The sequence below is a fragment of the Mesorhizobium sp. M4B.F.Ca.ET.203.01.1.1 genome (assembly GCF_004791025.1).
In the GTDB taxonomy this organism is placed as follows: domain Bacteria; phylum Pseudomonadota; class Alphaproteobacteria; order Rhizobiales; family Rhizobiaceae; genus Mesorhizobium; species Mesorhizobium abyssinicae.
Genome location: NZ_SRUO01000003.1, coordinates 106,593 through 123,140 on the forward strand (window position 1 = coordinate 106,593; position 16,548 = coordinate 123,140).

The following is a 16,548-nucleotide window of genomic DNA, read 5'->3' on the forward strand; positions in this document are numbered from 1 at the left end:
ACAGGCCATGCGTCAGACCGGCTGGCCGGGCCTCAGGGCAAGACTGTTCCATCTGTTGTTCCTGCTCAGGCGGCCGATGACGCTCGGTGTGCGCGGCCTGGTCCACGATCGCGCCTCGAACAGCGTCTTCCTGATCCGCCACACCTATGTGCCCGGCTGGCAGCTGCCGGGCGGCGGCGTCGAGGTCGGCGAAACGCTTCTGGAGGCCCTGGCGCGCGAGCTGGCCGAGGAGGGCAACATCACGATTACGGCCGCGCCTGTGCTGAAGTCGGTGCATTTCAACCGTCGCTCCAGCAAGCGCGACCATGTTGGCTTCTATCTGATCGAGAGCTTCAAACAGACCGCGCCGAAACTGCCCGACCACGAAATCGCCGAGGCGGGTTTCTTCCCGCTCGACCGTTTGCCGGAAGCGACGACGCCTGCAACGCTGCGGCGGATCGCCGAGATTTTCGCGAAGGCCGAGATCTCGCCTTATTGGTAACTCTAGGCAGCCTTCCCGAACCGCGCCCGGTCATGCGGCGCGGCATAGCCGAGCTCCGGCCCGACCGGTACGATGCCCGTCGGGTTGATCGTCTTGTGGCTGCCGTAGTAGTGCGCCTTGATGTGATGCAGATTGACCGTCTTCGAGACGCCGGGTACCTGGTAGAGGTCGCGCAGATAGTTCGACAGGTTCGGATAGTCGGCGATGCGGCGCAGGTTGCACTTGAAGTGCCCGACATAGACCGGATCGAAGCGCACCAGCGTGGTGAACAGCCGCCAGTCCGCCTCGGTGATGCGGCCGCCAACGAGATAGCGCTGCTTTGACAGCCTCCCCTCCAGGCTGTCGAGGGCCGAAAACAGCTCTTCGAACGCCTCCTCATAGGCGGCCTGCGTGGTGGCGAAGCCGGCGCGATAGACGCCGTTGTTGATGGCCGGGTAGACCAGTGCGTTGACGCGGTCGATCTCCCCGCGCAGCGCCTCGGGATAGAAATCGACGCTCTTGTCGGCCCATTCGTCGAAAGCCGAATTGAGCATGCGGATGATCTCGGAAGATTCGTTCGAGACGATCGTTTCTTCCTTTTTGTCCCACAGCACCGGCACCGTCACCCGGCCCGAATAGGCCGGATCGGCCTTGCTGTAGACCTGGTGCAGGAAATCGAGACCATGCAGCGTGTCGCCGGTGGCGCCGTCTTCGGCAAGGAAGGTCCATCCGTGCGCACCCATGAAATGGTGCACGATGGAGACCGAGATTGCGTCTTCCAGGCCCTTCAGGGCGCGGAAGATCAGCGTCCTGTGCGCCCACGGACAGGCGAGCGAGACATAAAGATGGTAGCGGCCGGGCTCGGCCTTGAAGCCGCGCGTACGGCCTTCGGCCGGCGCGCCGTCGGGCGTGACCCAGTCGCGCCATTGCGACTGCGCCCGCACGAACCTGCCGCCATTGTCGGCCGTCTCGTACCAGCGATCCTGCCACCTGCCTTCGACCAGCAATCCCATGCAAATCTCCTTGACGCTTGAGGTGCATGTAGGCGTACGGCGGCGATCCCGAAGACGCGATCTGCTGAACAGACCGTCACTTTGCCGGAATCGGCGAACGAAAACGGCGGATTGCAGCGGCCGGAAATTGATGCTAGCGGAAAACCCGCATGTTGGACTTTGCCACAATCCGGTTCGACCGACGACGAAAGGGCGCCCGCGCTTGATGAAGCGCTGACTGGCGAACGCTGCCGCTTGCAGCAAACCTTTCCTCGCATACCGGAACGCGAAGACCATGAGCCTTGCCGACGTCGAATACCTGCCGGAAACCCCGGCGCATGACCCCGAGGTCGAAGCCATTAACGACGAGGCCTTCGGGCCGGGCCGTTTCGTGCTTGCCGCCTACAAGATCCGCGAGGCCGGAGGGCATGATCGCGCGATGTCCTTCGTCGCCGTCGATGGCGACACCGTCGTCGCCTCGGTGCGGATGACGCGTATCGCCGCCGGCGCCGGGCGCGCGCTGATGCTCGGACCGCTTGCGGTGCGCCCCGCCTTCAAGAATCTCGGCATCGGCCGCCGGCTTGTGGCGATCGCGCTGGAAGCCGCCGCCAAGGCCGGCGCACCGGCCGTGATCCTGGTCGGCGACGAGCCCTATTATGGCCCGCTCGGCTTCAAACGCTTCCCGCGCGGTCAGATTTCCATGCCGCGCCCCGTCGATCTCGACAGGCTGCTTCACCACGAAATCAAGCCGGGCGCCGTGGCCAAACTGACGGGCGAGGTCGGCCATGCGGATCAGGCGCGTTTGCCCGAACAAATTCCGGCAATAGCCTGATCCACGGGTCAATCGGCACGATTGATCCCGGTCAATCGGTACGATTGATCCACGGGTCGATTGGCGCATGCCAATCGATCCCCGGGTCAAACGGCGCATGCCGATTGATCTCGATTGAAACTTCGATTGACCCCGTCTGCCGTTGCGCCTTCGCGGCGTCCTTCGTAGCATGACCGGAAAAGCGTGAAGGATGCCGGCATGAACCCGAATGGCCAGATAGCGATCGTCACCGGCGGCGGCTCCGGCCTCGGCGAGGCGACGGCGCGTGCCCTCGCCGCCAAGGGCGCCAGCGTCGCCATCCTCGATGTCGGCATCGACCGCGCCAGGAAGGTCGCCGACGATATTGGCGGCATCGCCGTCCAGTGCGACGTCAGCAGCGGCGACAGCGCCGCCGCCGCGATCGCGGACGTGTCGCAAAAACTCGGCGAGCCGCGCATCCTCGTCAATTGCGCCGGCATCGCCATCGGCGTGAAGACGATCGGCAAGGACGGCCCGCACCCGCTCGACCAGTACCGCAAGGTGATCGAGATCAACCTGATCGGCACCTTCAACATGATCCGCCTCGTTGCCGACCGCGCCGCCAAGCTCGATGCGCTGGATGGCGGCGAGCGCGGCGTCATCGTCAACACGGCATCGGTCGCCGCCTATGACGGCCAGATCGGCCAGGCTGCCTATTCGGCCTCCAAGGGCGGCGTGGTCGGCATGACGCTGCCGGTCGCCCGCGATCTCGCCCGTTCCGGCATCCGCGTCTGCACCATCGCGCCCGGCATCTTCCGGACGCCGATGATGGCCGGCATGCCGCAGGAGGTGCAGGATTCGCTGGGCGCGGCGGTGCCGTTCCCGTCCCGCCTCGGCGAGCCTTCAGAATATGCAGCACTTGCGCTGCACATCGTCGAGAACCAGATGCTGAACGGCGAAACCATCCGCCTCGACGGCGCCATCCGCATGGCCCCCAAATAGCCGCGATGGACACCGGCATTTCCGCTGCCGGAAAGACCGGTCCGCTGGCCGGTCTGACGGTGATCGAGATGGCCGGTCTCGGTCCGGTGCCGCTGGCGGGGCTGATACTGTCGGAAATGGGCGCCGAGGTGCTGCGCATCGAGCGCATCGGCGCAAGTCCGCCTTTGCTGGATCTGCCGGCCGAATACGATCTCGACCGCCACGGCCGCTCCATCCTGCGCATCGATCTCAAGCGCGGCGAAGGCAGAGAACTGCTGCTCGGTCTTGTCGCAAAGACCGACATGCTGATCGAGGGCTATCGGCCCGGCGTCATGGAGCGGCTTGGCCTTGGACCTGATGCGGCGCTGGCGCGCAATCCCGCGCTGATCTACGGCCGCATGACCGGTTTCGGTCAAGACGGGCCGCTTTCGGACCGCGCCGGCCACGACATCACCTATCTGGCCGATTCCGGCCTGCTGCACGCCATCGGCAGGCAGGCAAGCCCGCCGGTCCCGCCGCTCAACCTCGTCGCCGATTATGGCGGCGGCGCCATGATGCTGATCGCCGGCGTGCTCGCCGCCTTGTTCCAGCGCTCGCGTTCCGGCAAGGGCCAGGTGATCGACGCCGCCATGGTCGAAGGCGCTTCCATGCTGGCAACGCCGGTGCACGCCTTCATGGCCGCCGGCCTGTGGAGGGACGAACGCGGCGTCAACCTGCTCGATTCCGGCGCGCCCTTCTACGACACCTACGAGACGGCGGACGCGCGCCATGTCGCGGTCGGCTGCCTCGAGCCCCGCTTCTTCGCCGAATTCGCCAGGCTGCTGCCGCTCGACCAGCGTTTCGCGCATGGCCAGTACGACAGGGCCATTTGGCCGGCGATGCGCGCCGAAATCGCCGCGCGCATGAGGCAGAAGACGCGCGACGACTGGGAGACGGTCTTCGCCGCGACTGATGCCTGCGTCGCGCCGGTGCTGTCCTTGCGGGAAGCCAGAGACCATCCGCACAATCGCGCCCGTGGCGCCTTTGTCAGATCGGGCGACCTCGATCGCCCCGCTCCGGCGCCACGCTTCTCGCAAGCGCCGTCGACGATCGGCGCCGCGCCGACCGATCGTGATCTCAAGCCGGAGACGGTTCTTGCGCGTTTCGGCGTCGCCGGAAGCGAGATTGCGGCCCTTGTCAAATCCGGCGTGATCGGATGATAAGCGGAGCAGAAAAATCAGCTTAAACGGTGAGCGCTCTTGGTTGATCGTAAAAAGGACGTCATCCGCGAGACCGATGCCGAAGCGGTGAGGCTGGCGAAGACGCTGATCCGTAGCGCTCGCTTCGGCGCGCTGGCGGTGATCGAGCCCGGCACCGGGGCGCCGCTGGCGAGCCGGGTCGGCGTTGCCACCGACAGTGACGGCGCGCCGCTGATCCTGGTCTCGATGCTGTCGGCGCATACCGGCGCGCTGCTTGCCGACCCGCGCTGTTCGCTGCTGGTCGGCGAACCCGGCAAGGGCGATCCGCTGGCGCATCCGCGCATAACGCTGGTCTGCCGGGCGAGGCGGCTGGAGCATGGGGCGGAAGAGCACCAGCGCGCCGAGCGGCGCTATCTCAACCGCAATCCCAAGGCAAGGCTCTACGCCGGGCTTGGCGACTTCTCCATTTTCCGGCTCGAACCCGAGCGTGCCAGCCTCAATGGCGGCTTCGGCAAGGCCTATCTGCTCGATCGTGCCGACCTCATCATCGCCGGACCGATTGTCGAGGACCTGGCCGCAGGCGAGCAATCGGCACTCGACCACATGAATGCCGACCATCTCGACGCGATCGCCGTCTATGCGCTTCATTTCGCCAGGGCCGAGGGTGACGGCTGGGTCGCCACCGGCTTCGACGCCGAAGGCATGGACCTTGCGGCTGGCGATAGCCTATGCCGGGTGTTCTTTCCTGAACCGCTGAAGGCCGCGCGGGATCTGCGAACGGTGCTGGTCGACATGGCAAAGACCGGTCGCGCCGCCGGCTATTCACAAGGGCGATAGTTAATCGCCTAGAATCAAAAGCAAGTCTTGAGATTTGGAAGAAATGTTCTACCCTTTTGGTGTGACGCTGATTCACGAGCGCGCACCCACACGTGAGTTTATGGAATCAGACGCTATTGCCCCCATAGCGTCTGGATGAGCTGAAAAGCATGGGGCATCGATGATCTCGAGCAAGCTAATCGCAAACGCCGAATCGGCAGCCACGTTTCTGACGCTCATGGGCAACGAGAAACGGCTGTTGATCATGAGCTATCTGGTCGACGGCGAAATGTCGGTCGGCGCCATCGCCGAAAAGGTCCAGCTGAGCCAGTCCGCCCTGTCTCAGCATCTGGCGAAGCTGCGCGGACTCGACCTCGTCGAGACCCGTCGCGACCGGCAGATGATCTACTATTCCTGCAAGTCGGAAGCCGCGCGCGAGTTGCTCCGCATGCTGGACGGCATTTTCGGCGACGGCGATCTATCGCGGATGGCCCATCGCCTGCGTCGCGCCGGGGCTTGACCGGCGCGTCCGATCACCCCTTACCTCGCTGACGAATTTTCGCCGGTCGAGGCACGCATGGACATTATCCGCATCGACGATCCGCGGGACCCGCGTGTCGCTGCCTATCTCGATATCCGCGAGCGCGATCTCGTTGGCCGTCACGGCCGTTTCGTCGCCGAAGGCAAGGTGGTGCTCGACGTGCTCTTCTCGGCGGGCCGCTTCGCCGTCGAATCGGTGCTGGTCCTGGAAAACCGGCTGGCTGGTCTCGAGAGCACCTTGCGCAAGGCTGCTCCTGCTCTCCCCGTCTATGTCGCCAGCGGCGAGATCATTGACAGGATCGCCGGATTCCACATGCATCGCGGCATTCTGGCGATCGGCAGCAGGGGCGCCGAACAACCCGCCGAGAGTTTGCTGGCTACCCTGCCCGCCGGCGCGCTGGTCGTCGTCCTCGTCGGCATCGCCAATCACGACAATATGGGCTCGATCTTCCGCAACGCCGCCGCCTTCGGCGCCGATGCGGTCTTGATGGACGCGACCTGTTGCGATCCTCTGTACCGCAAGGCGATCCGCGTCTCGGTCGGCGCCGCGCTGAAGGTCCCCTTCGCATCCTTCGGCGACGCCGGCCACATCACCGCCCTGCTCGACCGGCTGGGCTTTGGCCAGTTCGCCCTGTCGCCGCGCGGCGAGACCGACATTCGCGATGCGCAGAGGACGGACCGGCTGGCGCTCTATCTCGGCACCGAAGGCGAAGGCCTGCCCGAGGCTCTGCTCTCCCGCTTGCGCACGGTGCGGATTGCCATGGCGCAAGGCTTCGACAGCCTCAACGTCGCAGCCGCCTCGGCCATCGCGCTGCATCATTTTTCGCGCGGCGGCTGACGAATGTCGCCCATGAGGGACAGTGTGGTCGAAGGCTGACCTGGTTTCGGAACGATGCGTGTCGTGCCGATCTCAGTTGGCGCGGCCTCGATCCTGAAGACTTCCATGTCGTCTGCGCGCGGCACTGGAGCGCCGGTTGCCCTCGATCGCGCATCGTGGGCTATTTCGGTGATATCCCACAGCGACGTCGCGACATCCAACAGCGCGGAAAGCAGCGGACAAAAGAGCCAGAGAGCGAGCAGGAATATCGCGGCGACCGCACGGAGGATCATCGCATCGGACATGGTGATGCCCAGCCCTGAGTGCAAGCAGGTTGCGGCGTGCGCTACTTTCCGTTCGGCGAATGCGCCTTTTGCAGCGCCCGCACGCGATCGGCAAGGCTGGTGACGCCTTCTCCATTGGCCGGGCGCCCTTCGCGGGGCGGAGAGGCCAGCGCCTTGGCGATGGGCGAATCCGGTCCGTCCAGCTTCATCGTCAGGCTGACGACTTCCGCCGCCAGTTCGTTCATCTGGTCGCGCAGCGCAGCGCTTGCGCCACGGGCATCGCTGCTGGCCCCGGACCTCGACGTCTCGTGGGCGGCAAGGTCGGTCTTGAGGCGCTTGTTCTCGCGCGCCAGCGCCGTCAGCCGCGCCTCCAGTCGCTCGCGCTCGCCGTCCAGTCTGGCGATCGCCTTGTCGATGTCGTTGCTGCTGACGCCGGCCGTCGGGGCCACGGGAGCGGGCGCCGTGGTCTCGCCCTTCGCCCGCTCGCGAAGCCGCGCCAGTTCCTTCTCACGGCGGTCGAGCTTCTCCTCGCGATCGGCAAGCGTGGCGAGCAGGCGCTCGACCCTCTTGTCCAGTTCGCCGGTTCTCTTCTTCTCCGACTTCAGCGCCTCGCGAGCGGCCTTGCTTTCGGCCGTCATCTCCTGGTTGCGCCTGTCCGCTTCCTTGCGCTGGGCGCGCAGCACGGCAATGTCGTTGGCGAGCTTGTCCAGCTCGGACTCGCGCGCCACCAGCTCGATCTGGCGGTTGCTCGAGGCGAAGCTGGCATCGTCATACATATGCTCCAGCTTTTCCAGCTCGAGCGCGCGCTTCTCCAGCATGCGTTCCATATGCGCCAGTTTCTCGGACAGCTGGTGCAACTGCTCCTCGCGCTGGTGCAGTTCCCCGGTCCTCACCTCGAGGTCGGAAAGCGCCTGGTTCTTGTCCTTCCGCTCGACCGCCAACCCCTTGAGCGCCTCGTGGCCGCGCCCGATCTCGACCAGCTGCTCGGCTGCTTTCTCCTGCAGGGTCTTGACGCTCATCTCCAGGCGTCGCGTCGACATTGCGAACTCGGCTCTGACCTGATCCTTGTTCGCCTGGATTTCGGCCAGCGTCAGCGGCATCGAAGCCTCGACCCGCCTGCGCGTCAGCGCGACGGCCCGGCGCCAGATGGCCGGAGCGATCAGCAATGCCAAAAACGCTGCGCAAAGAAAGCCGAGGGCGAAGAACAGGATCGACTGGACCAAGGTGACTATCCGCTATGGATGGCGGCTACCGCCAAAGCTCGACTTTGCCATCTTGGCATGACGGAAATCCAGTGCCGCGGCAAGAGCATGCCGCGGCAAGACCTGCAACAAGCAGTTCTGATGTTGGATTGGCACCGTCATGACCTTGTCAGAACGGATTCCAGGTCGGCCGCTGCGTGAGTTTCAGATAGCCGAGATTGACGCCCAGCCTGGCGCCGACGCCGGTCCGGATCGGGACGAGCAGCACCCTGTTGTTCTGCAGCACGTTGAAGCCGACGCCCGCAACGACATAGGCGGAGCCGGCGACACCGCCGAACCGGTTATAGAGATTGCCTATGTCGTCGAGGTTATAGACGAGCATCATGACGCGCGATCCCTCGCCGCCGAAGTCCCAGCCGAGCGAAGGACCCTGCCAGAACACCTTATGGTCGCCGGCATTCTTGGTGTAGAGGGTGCCCTCGCCATAGGTCAGGCCGCCGATCAGCGCGCCCGACCCTTCCTCACCGAGCAGGTAGCCGTTGGGCAGGCCGTAGGAGGCGAAGATCTTCTCGACGACCGTGGCCAGGCCGCCGGAGGTCGCGCCGAAGAACTTGTGGCCGGAATCGATGATCTCCTGGGCGGTATATTCCTGTGCCCGCAGCGCGGAGGTTGAGAAGACGAGAGCGCCCATGAGGGCAATCGCCATGGAAATGACACGGAAAAGATTCCGGTCGTAGAATCGGGAAAACATGCTTCCAATCTCCGTCAGGGAGCACTTTCGCCGACGCCTCGCACCCCCCACGGCTCTTGGCGGCCGCTCGAGGTGACTATCACTGGCAAACTATGCCGTAATCCTTTTTCAACCATTAAGCTCTCACATGAAGATGGCGGTTCGAAGGCCGGGGAACCCAGCTCTGGCCCCGAAACGCTGCGCGGGGCCCGGCATTTCCGCGCGAATCCACCATTTTCGCCGACGACAATTTTGGATTTGTTGCTGCACGCTCGGGCGCTGTGTATTCAGGGTGCCCAGGGAGAGCGCGTGATTCGTGCGGGCGGGGCGCGACGACTGATCGCTCGGCCGTGAATAACTTTAGCAGGGACTTCGCCTATGGCCGAGCTTTTCACCCTTTCCGCACCCGACCTTGCCGCGCTGCTCTGCAGCCGGGTCTGCCACGACATCATCTCGCCGGTCGGCGCCATCAACAACGGCCTTGAATTGCTCGACGAGGGCGGCGCCGACGAAGACGCCATGAAGCTGATCCGCCAGAGCGCCAGGAATGCCTCGGCCCGGCTGCAATTCGCCCGCATCGCCTTCGGCGCCGCCGGCTCGGCCGGCATGATGATCGACACCGGCGACGCCGAGGCGGTCGCCATCGCCTTCCTCAAGAACGAGAAGCCGGAACTGGTGTGGAACGGGGCCCGCGCGCTGCTGCCCAAGAACAAGGTCAAGCTGCTGCTCAACCTCATTCTCGTCGCCAACGCCGCCATTCCGCGCGGCGGCAAGCTTGTCGTCACCCTGGAGAATCTCGACACCGAGCCGCGTTTTGCGCTGTCGGCCGCCGGTCCGATGCTGCGCGTGCCGCCGAAATTCCTCGAACTGCATTCCGGCCACAAGCCCGAGGAACCGATCGACGCCCATTCGGTCCAGCCCTATTACACGCTGCTCTTGGCGCGCGAGGCCAGCATGACGATTTCGATCCACGCGACGGCCGAGGAAATCGTGCTGTCGGCCGCTTGAGCGGCCTGTTCTGTCGGCAAGAACAGATCAAGTATCTATTTCAAATAATATTTGCGGTTGGGCCCGCATTTCAGGCGTAGCAAGTTTTGTTGGCCTGACCAAAACCGAGTTCGCGACGAACGGGGCGAACAAGGCGCATCTTTGCAAAAACTTTACCTAACGGCTTTTCCGCTTCTTTACCAGATTGAACTATGGTGGCTGCGGTTGCCCAGAGGTTGCCGGTTCGCCAGATGGCAAAGAGGACCCGGAAATGAAACGCTGCCTGTTCGTCGACGATTCGAGCGTCATCAGGAAGGTCGCAAAACGCATCCTCGGTGGCTCCGACTTCACCGTGATCGAAGCCGCCAGCGGCCTTGATGCCGTCGAGGTGTGCGCCGCCGAGATGCCTGACGTCATCGTCGTCGATGGCGGCCTGCCGGACATGCAGGCGGTCGACTTCATTCGCCGGGTTCGCGCCATGGAGAGCGCGGTCAAGCCGCAGATCCTGATCTCGCTGGTCGAAGTCGATGTCGCCTCGATCATGCGGGCAAAGCGGGCCGGCGCCCAGGGCTATCTCTTGAAGCCGTTCAATCGGCCGCAATTGCTGGAACGCTTTCGCGTCCTGAAAATCGCCGCCTGACGGCCGGCCCGGATCGGCAACAAAAAACCCGGCTGAAGCCGGGTTTTTTGTGTTCAAAAACAATCGACAGGGCGTGTTAGGCGCTGACGCGGATGTCTTCCGGCTCGCGCAGCACGTAACCGCGGCCCCAGACCGTCTCGATGTAGTTCTGACCACCCGACGCCGCATCCAGCTTCTTGCGCAGCTTGCAGATGAAGACGTCGATGATCTTCAGTTCCGGCTCGTCCATGCCACCATAGAGGTGGTTGAGGAACATTTCCTTGGTCAGCGTGGTGCCCTTGCGCAGCGAGAGCAGCTCCAGCATCTGGTATTCCTTGCCGGTCAGGTGCACGCGCTGGCCGCCGACTTCGACGGTCTTGGCGTCGAGGTTGACCACCAGGTCGCCGGTGGTGATGACCGACTGAGCATGGCCCTTGGAGCGCCGCACGATGGCGTGGATGCGCGCCACCAGCTCGTCCTTGTGGAATGGCTTGGTCATGTAGTCGTCGGCGCCGAAGCCGAGGCCGCGCACCTTGTCCTCGATGCCGGCCATGCCGGACAGGATCAGGATGGGCGTCTTCACCTTGGACAGGCGAAGCGTTCTCAAGACTTCATAGCCCGACATGTCGGGGAGATTGAGATCGAGAAGGATGATATCGTAGTCGTAGAGCTTGCCGAGGTCGACACCTTCTTCGCCGAGATCGGTCGTATAGACGTTGAAGCTTTCCGATTTCAGCATCAATTCGATGCTTTGTGCGGTTGCACTGTCATCTTCTATCAGCAGAACACGCATTTCATTCCCCTTTTCTGCTGCCGGACCATGTCACGACCCGTCCGGGACCCGGAGCAGTGATTGCCTGAACAGAAGGTGCCATTGAATGGTTAACAAAACCTAATTTCGTGCCGAGGACGATACCAGATTTTTTAACCCCTTTCTACACCCTCTTGAATCTAATAATGAATCACAGACCAAAACCGCTAATGCACCACATTAATAAGTCAGCCTAAGTGACTCCAGGGACTCGCTGGTCGGCTTCCCGTCGAAAGCCGGAATTTTTACCCGGCCTTAAGTCCTCGGCCGTATGATTAACAATGCCCGTAAACGAATGGTTACCAACGGCAAAAAACTTTAGGAGTTTGTTTCCCATAGTGGGGGGAAAGCCAGGGGATACGGGCAGCGCTTGGGCCTTTCCGGGCGGATTGGACGATATGTGCGGGTGTGCGTTTCCGGGAGTACCGAATCATGAAGTCACGTGAAAACCTCGTTCGGCTGAAACAGTTTCAGGTGAATGAGAAGCGGCGGCAGCTGCTGCAGCTCGACATGATGATCGCCGAGTTCGAACGCATGGCCGTCGAACTGGAGGTGCAGATCGCCGCCGAGGAGAAGAAGGCCGGCATCACCGACATCAACCATTTTGCCTATCCGACCTTCGCCAAGGCGGCGCGCCTGCGCCGCGACAACCTTAGAAATTCGCAAAGCGACCTCGCCCAACAGCGAAGCGCTGCCGAATCATTACTCGGCGAAGCTGAAGCGGAGCTTTCCAAGGCAGAGATGCTGGAATCGCGCGACACCAAGATTCGCGACGCCGAACTCGGCGGCCGCAGCGCAATGATCGGGTAAAGCCGCCGCCGAGCGCTACCTCCGCGATGCAAGCCGGCGAACCGCCGGCCAGGAGCCTGGCGACCGCTCAGCCCAGCGTCGCATGATCCTCTTGAGGATCCATCGATGCCCGGGTGCGGGCCGCCTTGATGTCGGGCGCGTGCTCTTCCGACCAGGACCGTATCTGATTGAGCAGTCCCGCCAGGTTCCGGCCGAGATCGGTCAGCTCATATTCGACCCTTGGCGGGATCACCGGAAAGATCTCCCGCCGCACCAGCCCGTCGCGCTCGAGCACACGCAGCGTCTGCGTCAGCATTTTCGGCGTGATGCCTTCGAGCTTGCGGGCCAGCTCGCCATTGCGCATCCGCCCGCGGCGCAGCGCGCAGACGGTCAGGTAGACCCATTTGCTGGCCAGCATTTCGAGCACGGTGTGCGAAGGGCACGTCCGCCGGTACGCGTCATAGCCGAAAGGGGAGTCGTTATCGCTATCCATGAGGTGCCTATATATAGAAAAGGTACATACTGGACAAGGGAATATTACTATCCAAATGATAGCGGCACACCAACATACGAGGAGCCTCTCATGCGTGCCGTTACCCAGAATACCGTCGGCGGTCCCGACGTCCTTGTCATCGCCGACCGGCCGGACCCGGCGCCGAAGGCCGGCGAAGTGCTGGTCCGCGTCAGCGCGGCCGGCATCAACCCTGTCGACGGCGCGGTGCGCGGCGGCCACTACCCGCTGCTCGGCGAGCCGCCCTTCATCCTCGGCTGGGACATTTCCGGAACCATCGAGGCGCTTGGCCCCGATGTGAGCGGCCTCAAGGTTGGCGATCAGGTGTTCGGCATGCCGCACTTTCCGAAGCAGGCGGCGGCCTACGCCGAACTCGCCGTGGCCCCCGCCGACGAGATTGCGCCAAAGCCCGACAGCATCGATCACATCCACGCCGCGGCGCTGCCGCTGGCCGGCCTGACGGCCTGGCAAGGCCTCGTCCGCCACGGCGGCCTGAGAAAGGGTCAGCGCGTGCTGGTGCACGCGGCGGCCGGCGGGGTCGGCCATCTGGCGGTGCAGATCGCCAAGGCGCTCGGCGCCCATGTCATCGCCACCGCCAGTCCCGACAAGCTCGACTTCGTGCGATCGATCGGCGCCGACGAGGTCGTCGACTACACCGCAGGCGATTTCACCGAAAAGGTCGGCGATGTCGATCTGGTGCTGGACGCAATCGGTGGCGATCATGCCGATCAGTCGCTGAAAGTCGTGCGTGACGGCGGCGTGCTGGTTTCGCTGCTCAACGTTCACGACGCCACCAGGGCAACGGCCGGCGCCCGCGGCATCCGCGTCGAGCGCATGTCGGTGGTGCCGGATCGCGACGGTCTCATTGAACTCGGCAAACTGATCGACGCGAAGAAGCTTGCCGTGCATGTGGCGGAAAGCTTTCCGCTGGCGCAAGCCGGCGACGCCCATGCCTTCCTCGCCGCCAGGCCGATCGGCAAGGTGGTGCTGGCAGTCTGAGCGCGGGACGATCCGACAAAAACACGAAGGGCGCGGTTACCGCGCCCTTCGTTTAGCCTGGAGAGGCCTCAATGCCGGTATTGCTGGATGCGCGTCGTGCGCAGCCCGGCAAGGCCGTATTCGTCGATCGACGCTTGCCAGGAGAGGAATTCCTCGGTGGTGAGCTTGTAGCGCTGGCAAGCCTCTTCGAGGCTGAGCAGTCCGCCACGCACCGCGGCCACAACTTCCGCCTTGCGCCGGATAACCCAGCGCCTCGTATTGGTCGGCGGCAGATCGGCAATCGTAAGAGGGCTGCCGTCAGGCCCGATAACATACTTGACTCGCGGTCTAACCAGATCGGTCATCGTACTCTCTACAAAAAACTCAAAGACCCAATCCCCGCCACAGTACCGCCACAGCTTTAAAAATTGCCTAAGCGAACCCTAATGACTAGGTAAGGATCGTGAACGTCGCGTTAGCGTTTTCCTCGGCATTTGAGAGATGCGCCGCCGGGCATTGATTTTGCAGGCAAAAAATCGACCCGTCCGGGAGACGCTGGCGCCACGCGGGTGCTTGACCTATATTCCGGCCATTGGCATTCAGACGCCACGCAGAACGAAAGAACCATGAACAGCCTCGACCTTCCCGGACGCCCCGAAAACACCCGCGTCGTCGTCGCCATGTCGGGCGGCGTCGATTCCTCCGTCGTCGCCGGCATCCTGAAGCGCGAAGGCTATGACGTCGTCGGCGTCACGTTGCAGCTCTATGACCATGGCGCGGCGACGCATCGCGCCGGCTCGTGCTGCGCCGGCCAGGACATCGACGATGCCCGCCGTGTCTCCGAGACGCTCGGCATCCCGCATTATGTGCTCGACTATGAGGAGCGCTTCCGCAAGGCGGTCATCGATCCCTTCGCCGATTCCTATGTCGCGGGCGAGACGCCGATTCCCTGCGTTTCGTGCAACCAGACGGTGAAGTTCGCCGACCTCCTGGCGACCGCGCAGGACCTTGGCGCCGATGCTCTGGCCACCGGCCACTACATCCGCTCCGGCGCCAACGGCGCCCATCGCGCGCTCTACCGCCCGGTCGATGCCGACCGCGACCAGAGCTATTTCCTGTTCGCCACCACGCAGGCGCAGATCGACTATCTGCGCTTTCCGCTGGGTGGCCTGTCGAAGCCGCAGGTTCGCGCCATCGCCGAGGAGATGGGACTGACGGTCGCCGCCAAGCAGGACAGCCAGGACATCTGCTTCGTGCCGCAGGGCAAATATTCAGACATCATCGCCAAGCTGAAGCCTGCCGCCGCCAATCCCGGCGACATCGTCCACATCGACGGCCGTGTGCTCGGCCGCCATGAAGGCATCCTGCGCTACACGATCGGCCAGCGCCGCGGCATCGGCATCGCCTCCGGCGAGCCGCTCTATGTCGTCCATCTCGACGCCGACCGTGCCCGCGTCATCGTCGGCCCGCGCGAGGCGCTGGAGACGCACAAGATCTATCTGCGCAACATGAACTGGCTTGGCGACGGGCCGCTCGCCGACGTTCCGGCCGGCGGGCTGGAACTGTTCGCCAAGGTCCGCTCGACGCGCCCGCCGCGTCCGGCGGTGCTGCATCACCGCGACGGCGTCACCTCGGTGGAACTGGTCGACGGCGAGTCGGGCATCGCGCCCGGCCAGGCCTGCGTGCTCTATTCCGACGACGGCAACGAGGCGCGCGTGTTCGGCGGCGGCTTCATCGAACGCTCGGAGCGCGGCGCCGAGGCCGAGGCCATGCTGACGCGGCTTGCCGCCCGCCCGGCGCAGATCCCCGCCGAATAGCGACGCGCTTCGCCGCGATTTCCGGACGTCAAAGGCGTTTTAGCCCGGGCTCAGGATGAAGGGCCGGAGTGGGTGACGGTGCCCGCAGTCAGGATGCGCAGCACCCTGATCGCTTCCTCGCCGCTGGTGCGCGGTTCGGCCCGCGTTTCGATGCATCGCATGAAATGCGCCAGCTCGCGCGTCAGCGGCATGCCTTCGCCGACCGCCACATAGGACGGCTCGTTGGCGGTGAAGGCCCACTGGCCGCTGTCCTGCCACACCGCATGGCGGTACACGGCGAGCTTGCGCTCCCACGGCTCGACATCGTCGAACACCGCCATAGCTTTGGTGCCGACCACCGTCAGCCGCCGCTCGCGATAGGGATTGAGCCGCGAGGCGAAGAGATGGCCGCGCAGCCCGTTGGGAAAGCGCATGTGCAGATGCGCGAAGTCGCTGAGATTGTCGAGCAGCGCGGCGCCCTCGCCCCTCACCTCGATCGGCTCGGTGCCGGTGATCGCCAGGATCATCGACAGGTCGTGCGGCGCAAGGTCCCACAGCGCGTCGTTCTCGGTGTGGAACTTGCCGAGGCCGAGGCGATGCGAATGGATGTAGCGCACCTCGCCGAGCTCGCCATTGTCGATCAGGCCCTTGAGCGTCTCGAAAGCGGGGTGGAAGCGCAGCACATGGCCGACCATGAAGACGCGGCCGTGGTCCCTTGCCGCCTGCACCGAGCGCTCGGCGTCGGCGACCGTCAGCGCGATCGGCTTCTCCACCAGCACGTCCTTGCCGCCCTCGATGGCGCGCACCGCCATGTCGGCGTGGAACTGCGGCGGCAGCGCCATGACGATGCCGTCGACGTCGTCGCGCTTGAACAACTGCTCAGGTTCGATCGCCAGACAGTCCTGCTCGCTGGCAAAGCCTTCCGCGCGCGCGCGATTGAGGTCCGAAACCGCGTGCAAGGCGCCGAGCGCCTTGAGAGTGCGGATATGGTTGCTGCCCCAGTATCCGCAACCGAGGACTGCAATGCGCGGCTTCATTCGCTCAAACTCTAGAATTTCGTGGCCGAGACATAGCGACGTGCCCCGTCGAACTCAACCCCGCGCCCCAGATCAAATGCCTGTCCGGCAAAGCTTTTGCTGCAGCGCAAATAAGCCGGGCGGGCGGCCGCATCGAAGCTTGACAGGCTTGCCCTCGCAACCTTATATCCGCGCCGACCTTGGTGAACGCTCCGACATGCCTTTAGATTTAGGTGGATTTCGGGCTTTTC

20 protein-coding genes are annotated in these 16,548 nt (G+C 63.9%); 12 read left to right on the forward strand and 8 right to left on the reverse strand.

Annotated elements, in window-relative coordinates; translation table 11 throughout:
* Positions 1-7 precede the first annotated feature (7 nt).
* Positions 8-481: an NUDIX domain-containing protein gene (locus tag EN846_RS07315; protein ID WP_187331329.1), complete on the forward strand. Its 474-nt coding sequence runs from the start codon at positions 8-10 to the stop codon at positions 479-481.
* Positions 482-483: 2 nt separating this feature from the next.
* Here EN846_RS07315 and EN846_RS07320 read toward each other — a convergent pair whose 3' ends face one another.
* Positions 484-1,473 carry a glutathione S-transferase family protein gene (locus EN846_RS07320; protein ID WP_127393573.1) on the reverse strand — a complete coding sequence of 330 codons (990 nt, stop codon included), beginning with the start codon at positions 1,471-1,473 and terminating at the stop codon, positions 484-486.
* A gap of 274 nt (positions 1,474-1,747) precedes the next feature.
* On the opposite strand from EN846_RS07320, the gene EN846_RS07325 reads away from it, so the two are divergent.
* The 6 genes from EN846_RS07325 (at position 1,748) to EN846_RS07350 (ending at position 6,595) form a co-directional block, all read left to right on the forward strand.
* Positions 1,748-2,284, forward strand: a complete 537-nt coding sequence (locus EN846_RS07325) for an N-acetyltransferase (protein ID WP_127393572.1) — start codon at positions 1,748-1,750, stop codon at positions 2,282-2,284.
* 198 nt (positions 2,285-2,482) lie between these two features.
* Positions 2,483-3,244 (forward strand): 3-hydroxyacyl-CoA dehydrogenase, encoded by a 762-nt coding sequence (locus tag EN846_RS07330; RefSeq protein WP_127393571.1) that lies wholly within the window; start codon positions 2,483-2,485, stop codon positions 3,242-3,244.
* A gap of 5 nt (positions 3,245-3,249) precedes the next feature.
* Complete coding sequence (locus EN846_RS07335) at positions 3,250-4,422, forward strand: CaiB/BaiF CoA-transferase family protein (RefSeq protein ID WP_135913825.1); 1,173 nt, start codon at positions 3,250-3,252, stop codon at positions 4,420-4,422.
* Between the two features lie 39 nt (positions 4,423-4,461).
* The gene (locus EN846_RS07340; protein WP_128346110.1) at positions 4,462-5,238 is read left to right on the forward strand and encodes a HugZ family protein; all 777 of its coding nucleotides are present in this window, start codon (positions 4,462-4,464) and stop codon (positions 5,236-5,238) included.
* 160 nt (positions 5,239-5,398) lie between these two features.
* Positions 5,399-5,737 carry a metalloregulator ArsR/SmtB family transcription factor gene (locus EN846_RS07345; RefSeq protein ID WP_127282265.1) on the forward strand — a complete coding sequence of 113 codons (339 nt, stop codon included), beginning with the start codon at positions 5,399-5,401 and terminating at the stop codon, positions 5,735-5,737.
* A gap of 57 nt (positions 5,738-5,794) precedes the next feature.
* A complete protein-coding gene (locus EN846_RS07350) occupies positions 5,795-6,595 on the forward strand; it encodes an RNA methyltransferase (RefSeq protein WP_127310666.1) in 801 nt (266 codons plus the stop codon).
* On the opposite strand, the gene EN846_RS07355 is transcribed toward EN846_RS07350, so the two are convergent.
* The 3 genes from EN846_RS07355 to EN846_RS07365 all read right to left on the reverse strand — a co-directional run bounded on the left by EN846_RS07355 (position 6,574) and on the right by EN846_RS07365 (position 8,766).
* Complete coding sequence (locus EN846_RS07355) at positions 6,574-6,879, reverse strand: hypothetical protein (RefSeq protein WP_127394235.1); 306 nt, start codon at positions 6,877-6,879, stop codon at positions 6,574-6,576. The two genes, EN846_RS07350 and EN846_RS07355, sit on opposite strands and share 22 nt — an antisense overlap.
* Before the next feature lie 41 nt (positions 6,880-6,920).
* The gene (locus EN846_RS07360) at positions 6,921-8,081 is read right to left on the reverse strand and encodes a hypothetical protein (RefSeq protein WP_128346109.1); all 1,161 of its coding nucleotides are present in this window, start codon (positions 8,079-8,081) and stop codon (positions 6,921-6,923) included.
* Positions 8,082-8,229: 148 nt separating this feature from the next.
* Complete coding sequence (locus tag EN846_RS07365; RefSeq protein WP_245478323.1) at positions 8,230-8,766, reverse strand: EipA family protein; 537 nt, start codon at positions 8,764-8,766, stop codon at positions 8,230-8,232.
* Positions 8,767-9,168: 402 nt separating this feature from the next.
* Between EN846_RS07365 and EN846_RS07370 the strand changes: the two genes are divergently transcribed.
* Both EN846_RS07370 and EN846_RS07375 read left to right on the forward strand, forming a co-directional pair.
* Entirely contained in the window at positions 9,169-9,798 is a 630-nt protein-coding gene (locus EN846_RS07370; protein WP_128346108.1) for a histidine phosphotransferase family protein, read from the forward strand.
* A 250-nt stretch (positions 9,799-10,048) separates the two neighbouring features.
* Entirely contained in the window at positions 10,049-10,417 is a 369-nt protein-coding gene (locus EN846_RS07375) for a response regulator (RefSeq protein WP_127282271.1), read from the forward strand.
* 76 nt (positions 10,418-10,493) lie between these two features.
* Here the strand turns inward: EN846_RS07375 and ctrA are convergent, their stop codons facing one another.
* Positions 10,494-11,189, reverse strand: coding sequence for a cell cycle two-component system response regulator CtrA (gene ctrA / locus EN846_RS07380; RefSeq protein ID WP_006203583.1), 696 nt, complete (start codon positions 11,187-11,189; stop codon positions 10,494-10,496).
* 450 nt (positions 11,190-11,639) lie between these two features.
* On the opposite strand from ctrA, the gene EN846_RS07385 reads away from it, so the two are divergent.
* Positions 11,640-12,017 (forward strand): flagellar export protein FliJ, encoded by a 378-nt coding sequence (locus EN846_RS07385; protein ID WP_127282272.1) that lies wholly within the window; start codon positions 11,640-11,642, stop codon positions 12,015-12,017.
* A 67-nt stretch (positions 12,018-12,084) separates the two neighbouring features.
* On the opposite strand, the gene EN846_RS07390 is transcribed toward EN846_RS07385, so the two are convergent.
* Positions 12,085-12,489: a helix-turn-helix domain-containing protein gene (locus tag EN846_RS07390; RefSeq protein ID WP_127393955.1), complete on the reverse strand. Its 405-nt coding sequence runs from the start codon at positions 12,487-12,489 to the stop codon at positions 12,085-12,087.
* A gap of 90 nt (positions 12,490-12,579) precedes the next feature.
* Between EN846_RS07390 and EN846_RS07395 the strand changes: the two genes are divergently transcribed.
* Positions 12,580-13,506 (forward strand): NADP-dependent oxidoreductase, encoded by a 927-nt coding sequence (locus tag EN846_RS07395; protein WP_127282274.1) that lies wholly within the window; start codon positions 12,580-12,582, stop codon positions 13,504-13,506.
* 68 nt (positions 13,507-13,574) lie between these two features.
* Here EN846_RS07395 and EN846_RS07400 read toward each other — a convergent pair whose 3' ends face one another.
* Complete coding sequence (locus tag EN846_RS07400) at positions 13,575-13,850, reverse strand: DUF1153 domain-containing protein (RefSeq protein ID WP_006203587.1); 276 nt, start codon at positions 13,848-13,850, stop codon at positions 13,575-13,577.
* A gap of 261 nt (positions 13,851-14,111) precedes the next feature.
* Here EN846_RS07400 and mnmA point away from each other — a divergent pair, with 261 nt between their 5' ends.
* Positions 14,112-15,302, forward strand: coding sequence for a tRNA 2-thiouridine(34) synthase MnmA (mnmA, locus tag EN846_RS07405; RefSeq protein WP_127391252.1), 1,191 nt, complete (start codon positions 14,112-14,114; stop codon positions 15,300-15,302).
* A 50-nt stretch (positions 15,303-15,352) separates the two neighbouring features.
* Here the strand turns inward: mnmA and EN846_RS07410 are convergent, their stop codons facing one another.
* The gene (locus EN846_RS07410; protein WP_127391251.1) at positions 15,353-16,318 is read right to left on the reverse strand and encodes a Gfo/Idh/MocA family oxidoreductase; all 966 of its coding nucleotides are present in this window, start codon (positions 16,316-16,318) and stop codon (positions 15,353-15,355) included.
* Between the last annotated feature and the right edge of the window lie 230 nt (positions 16,319-16,548).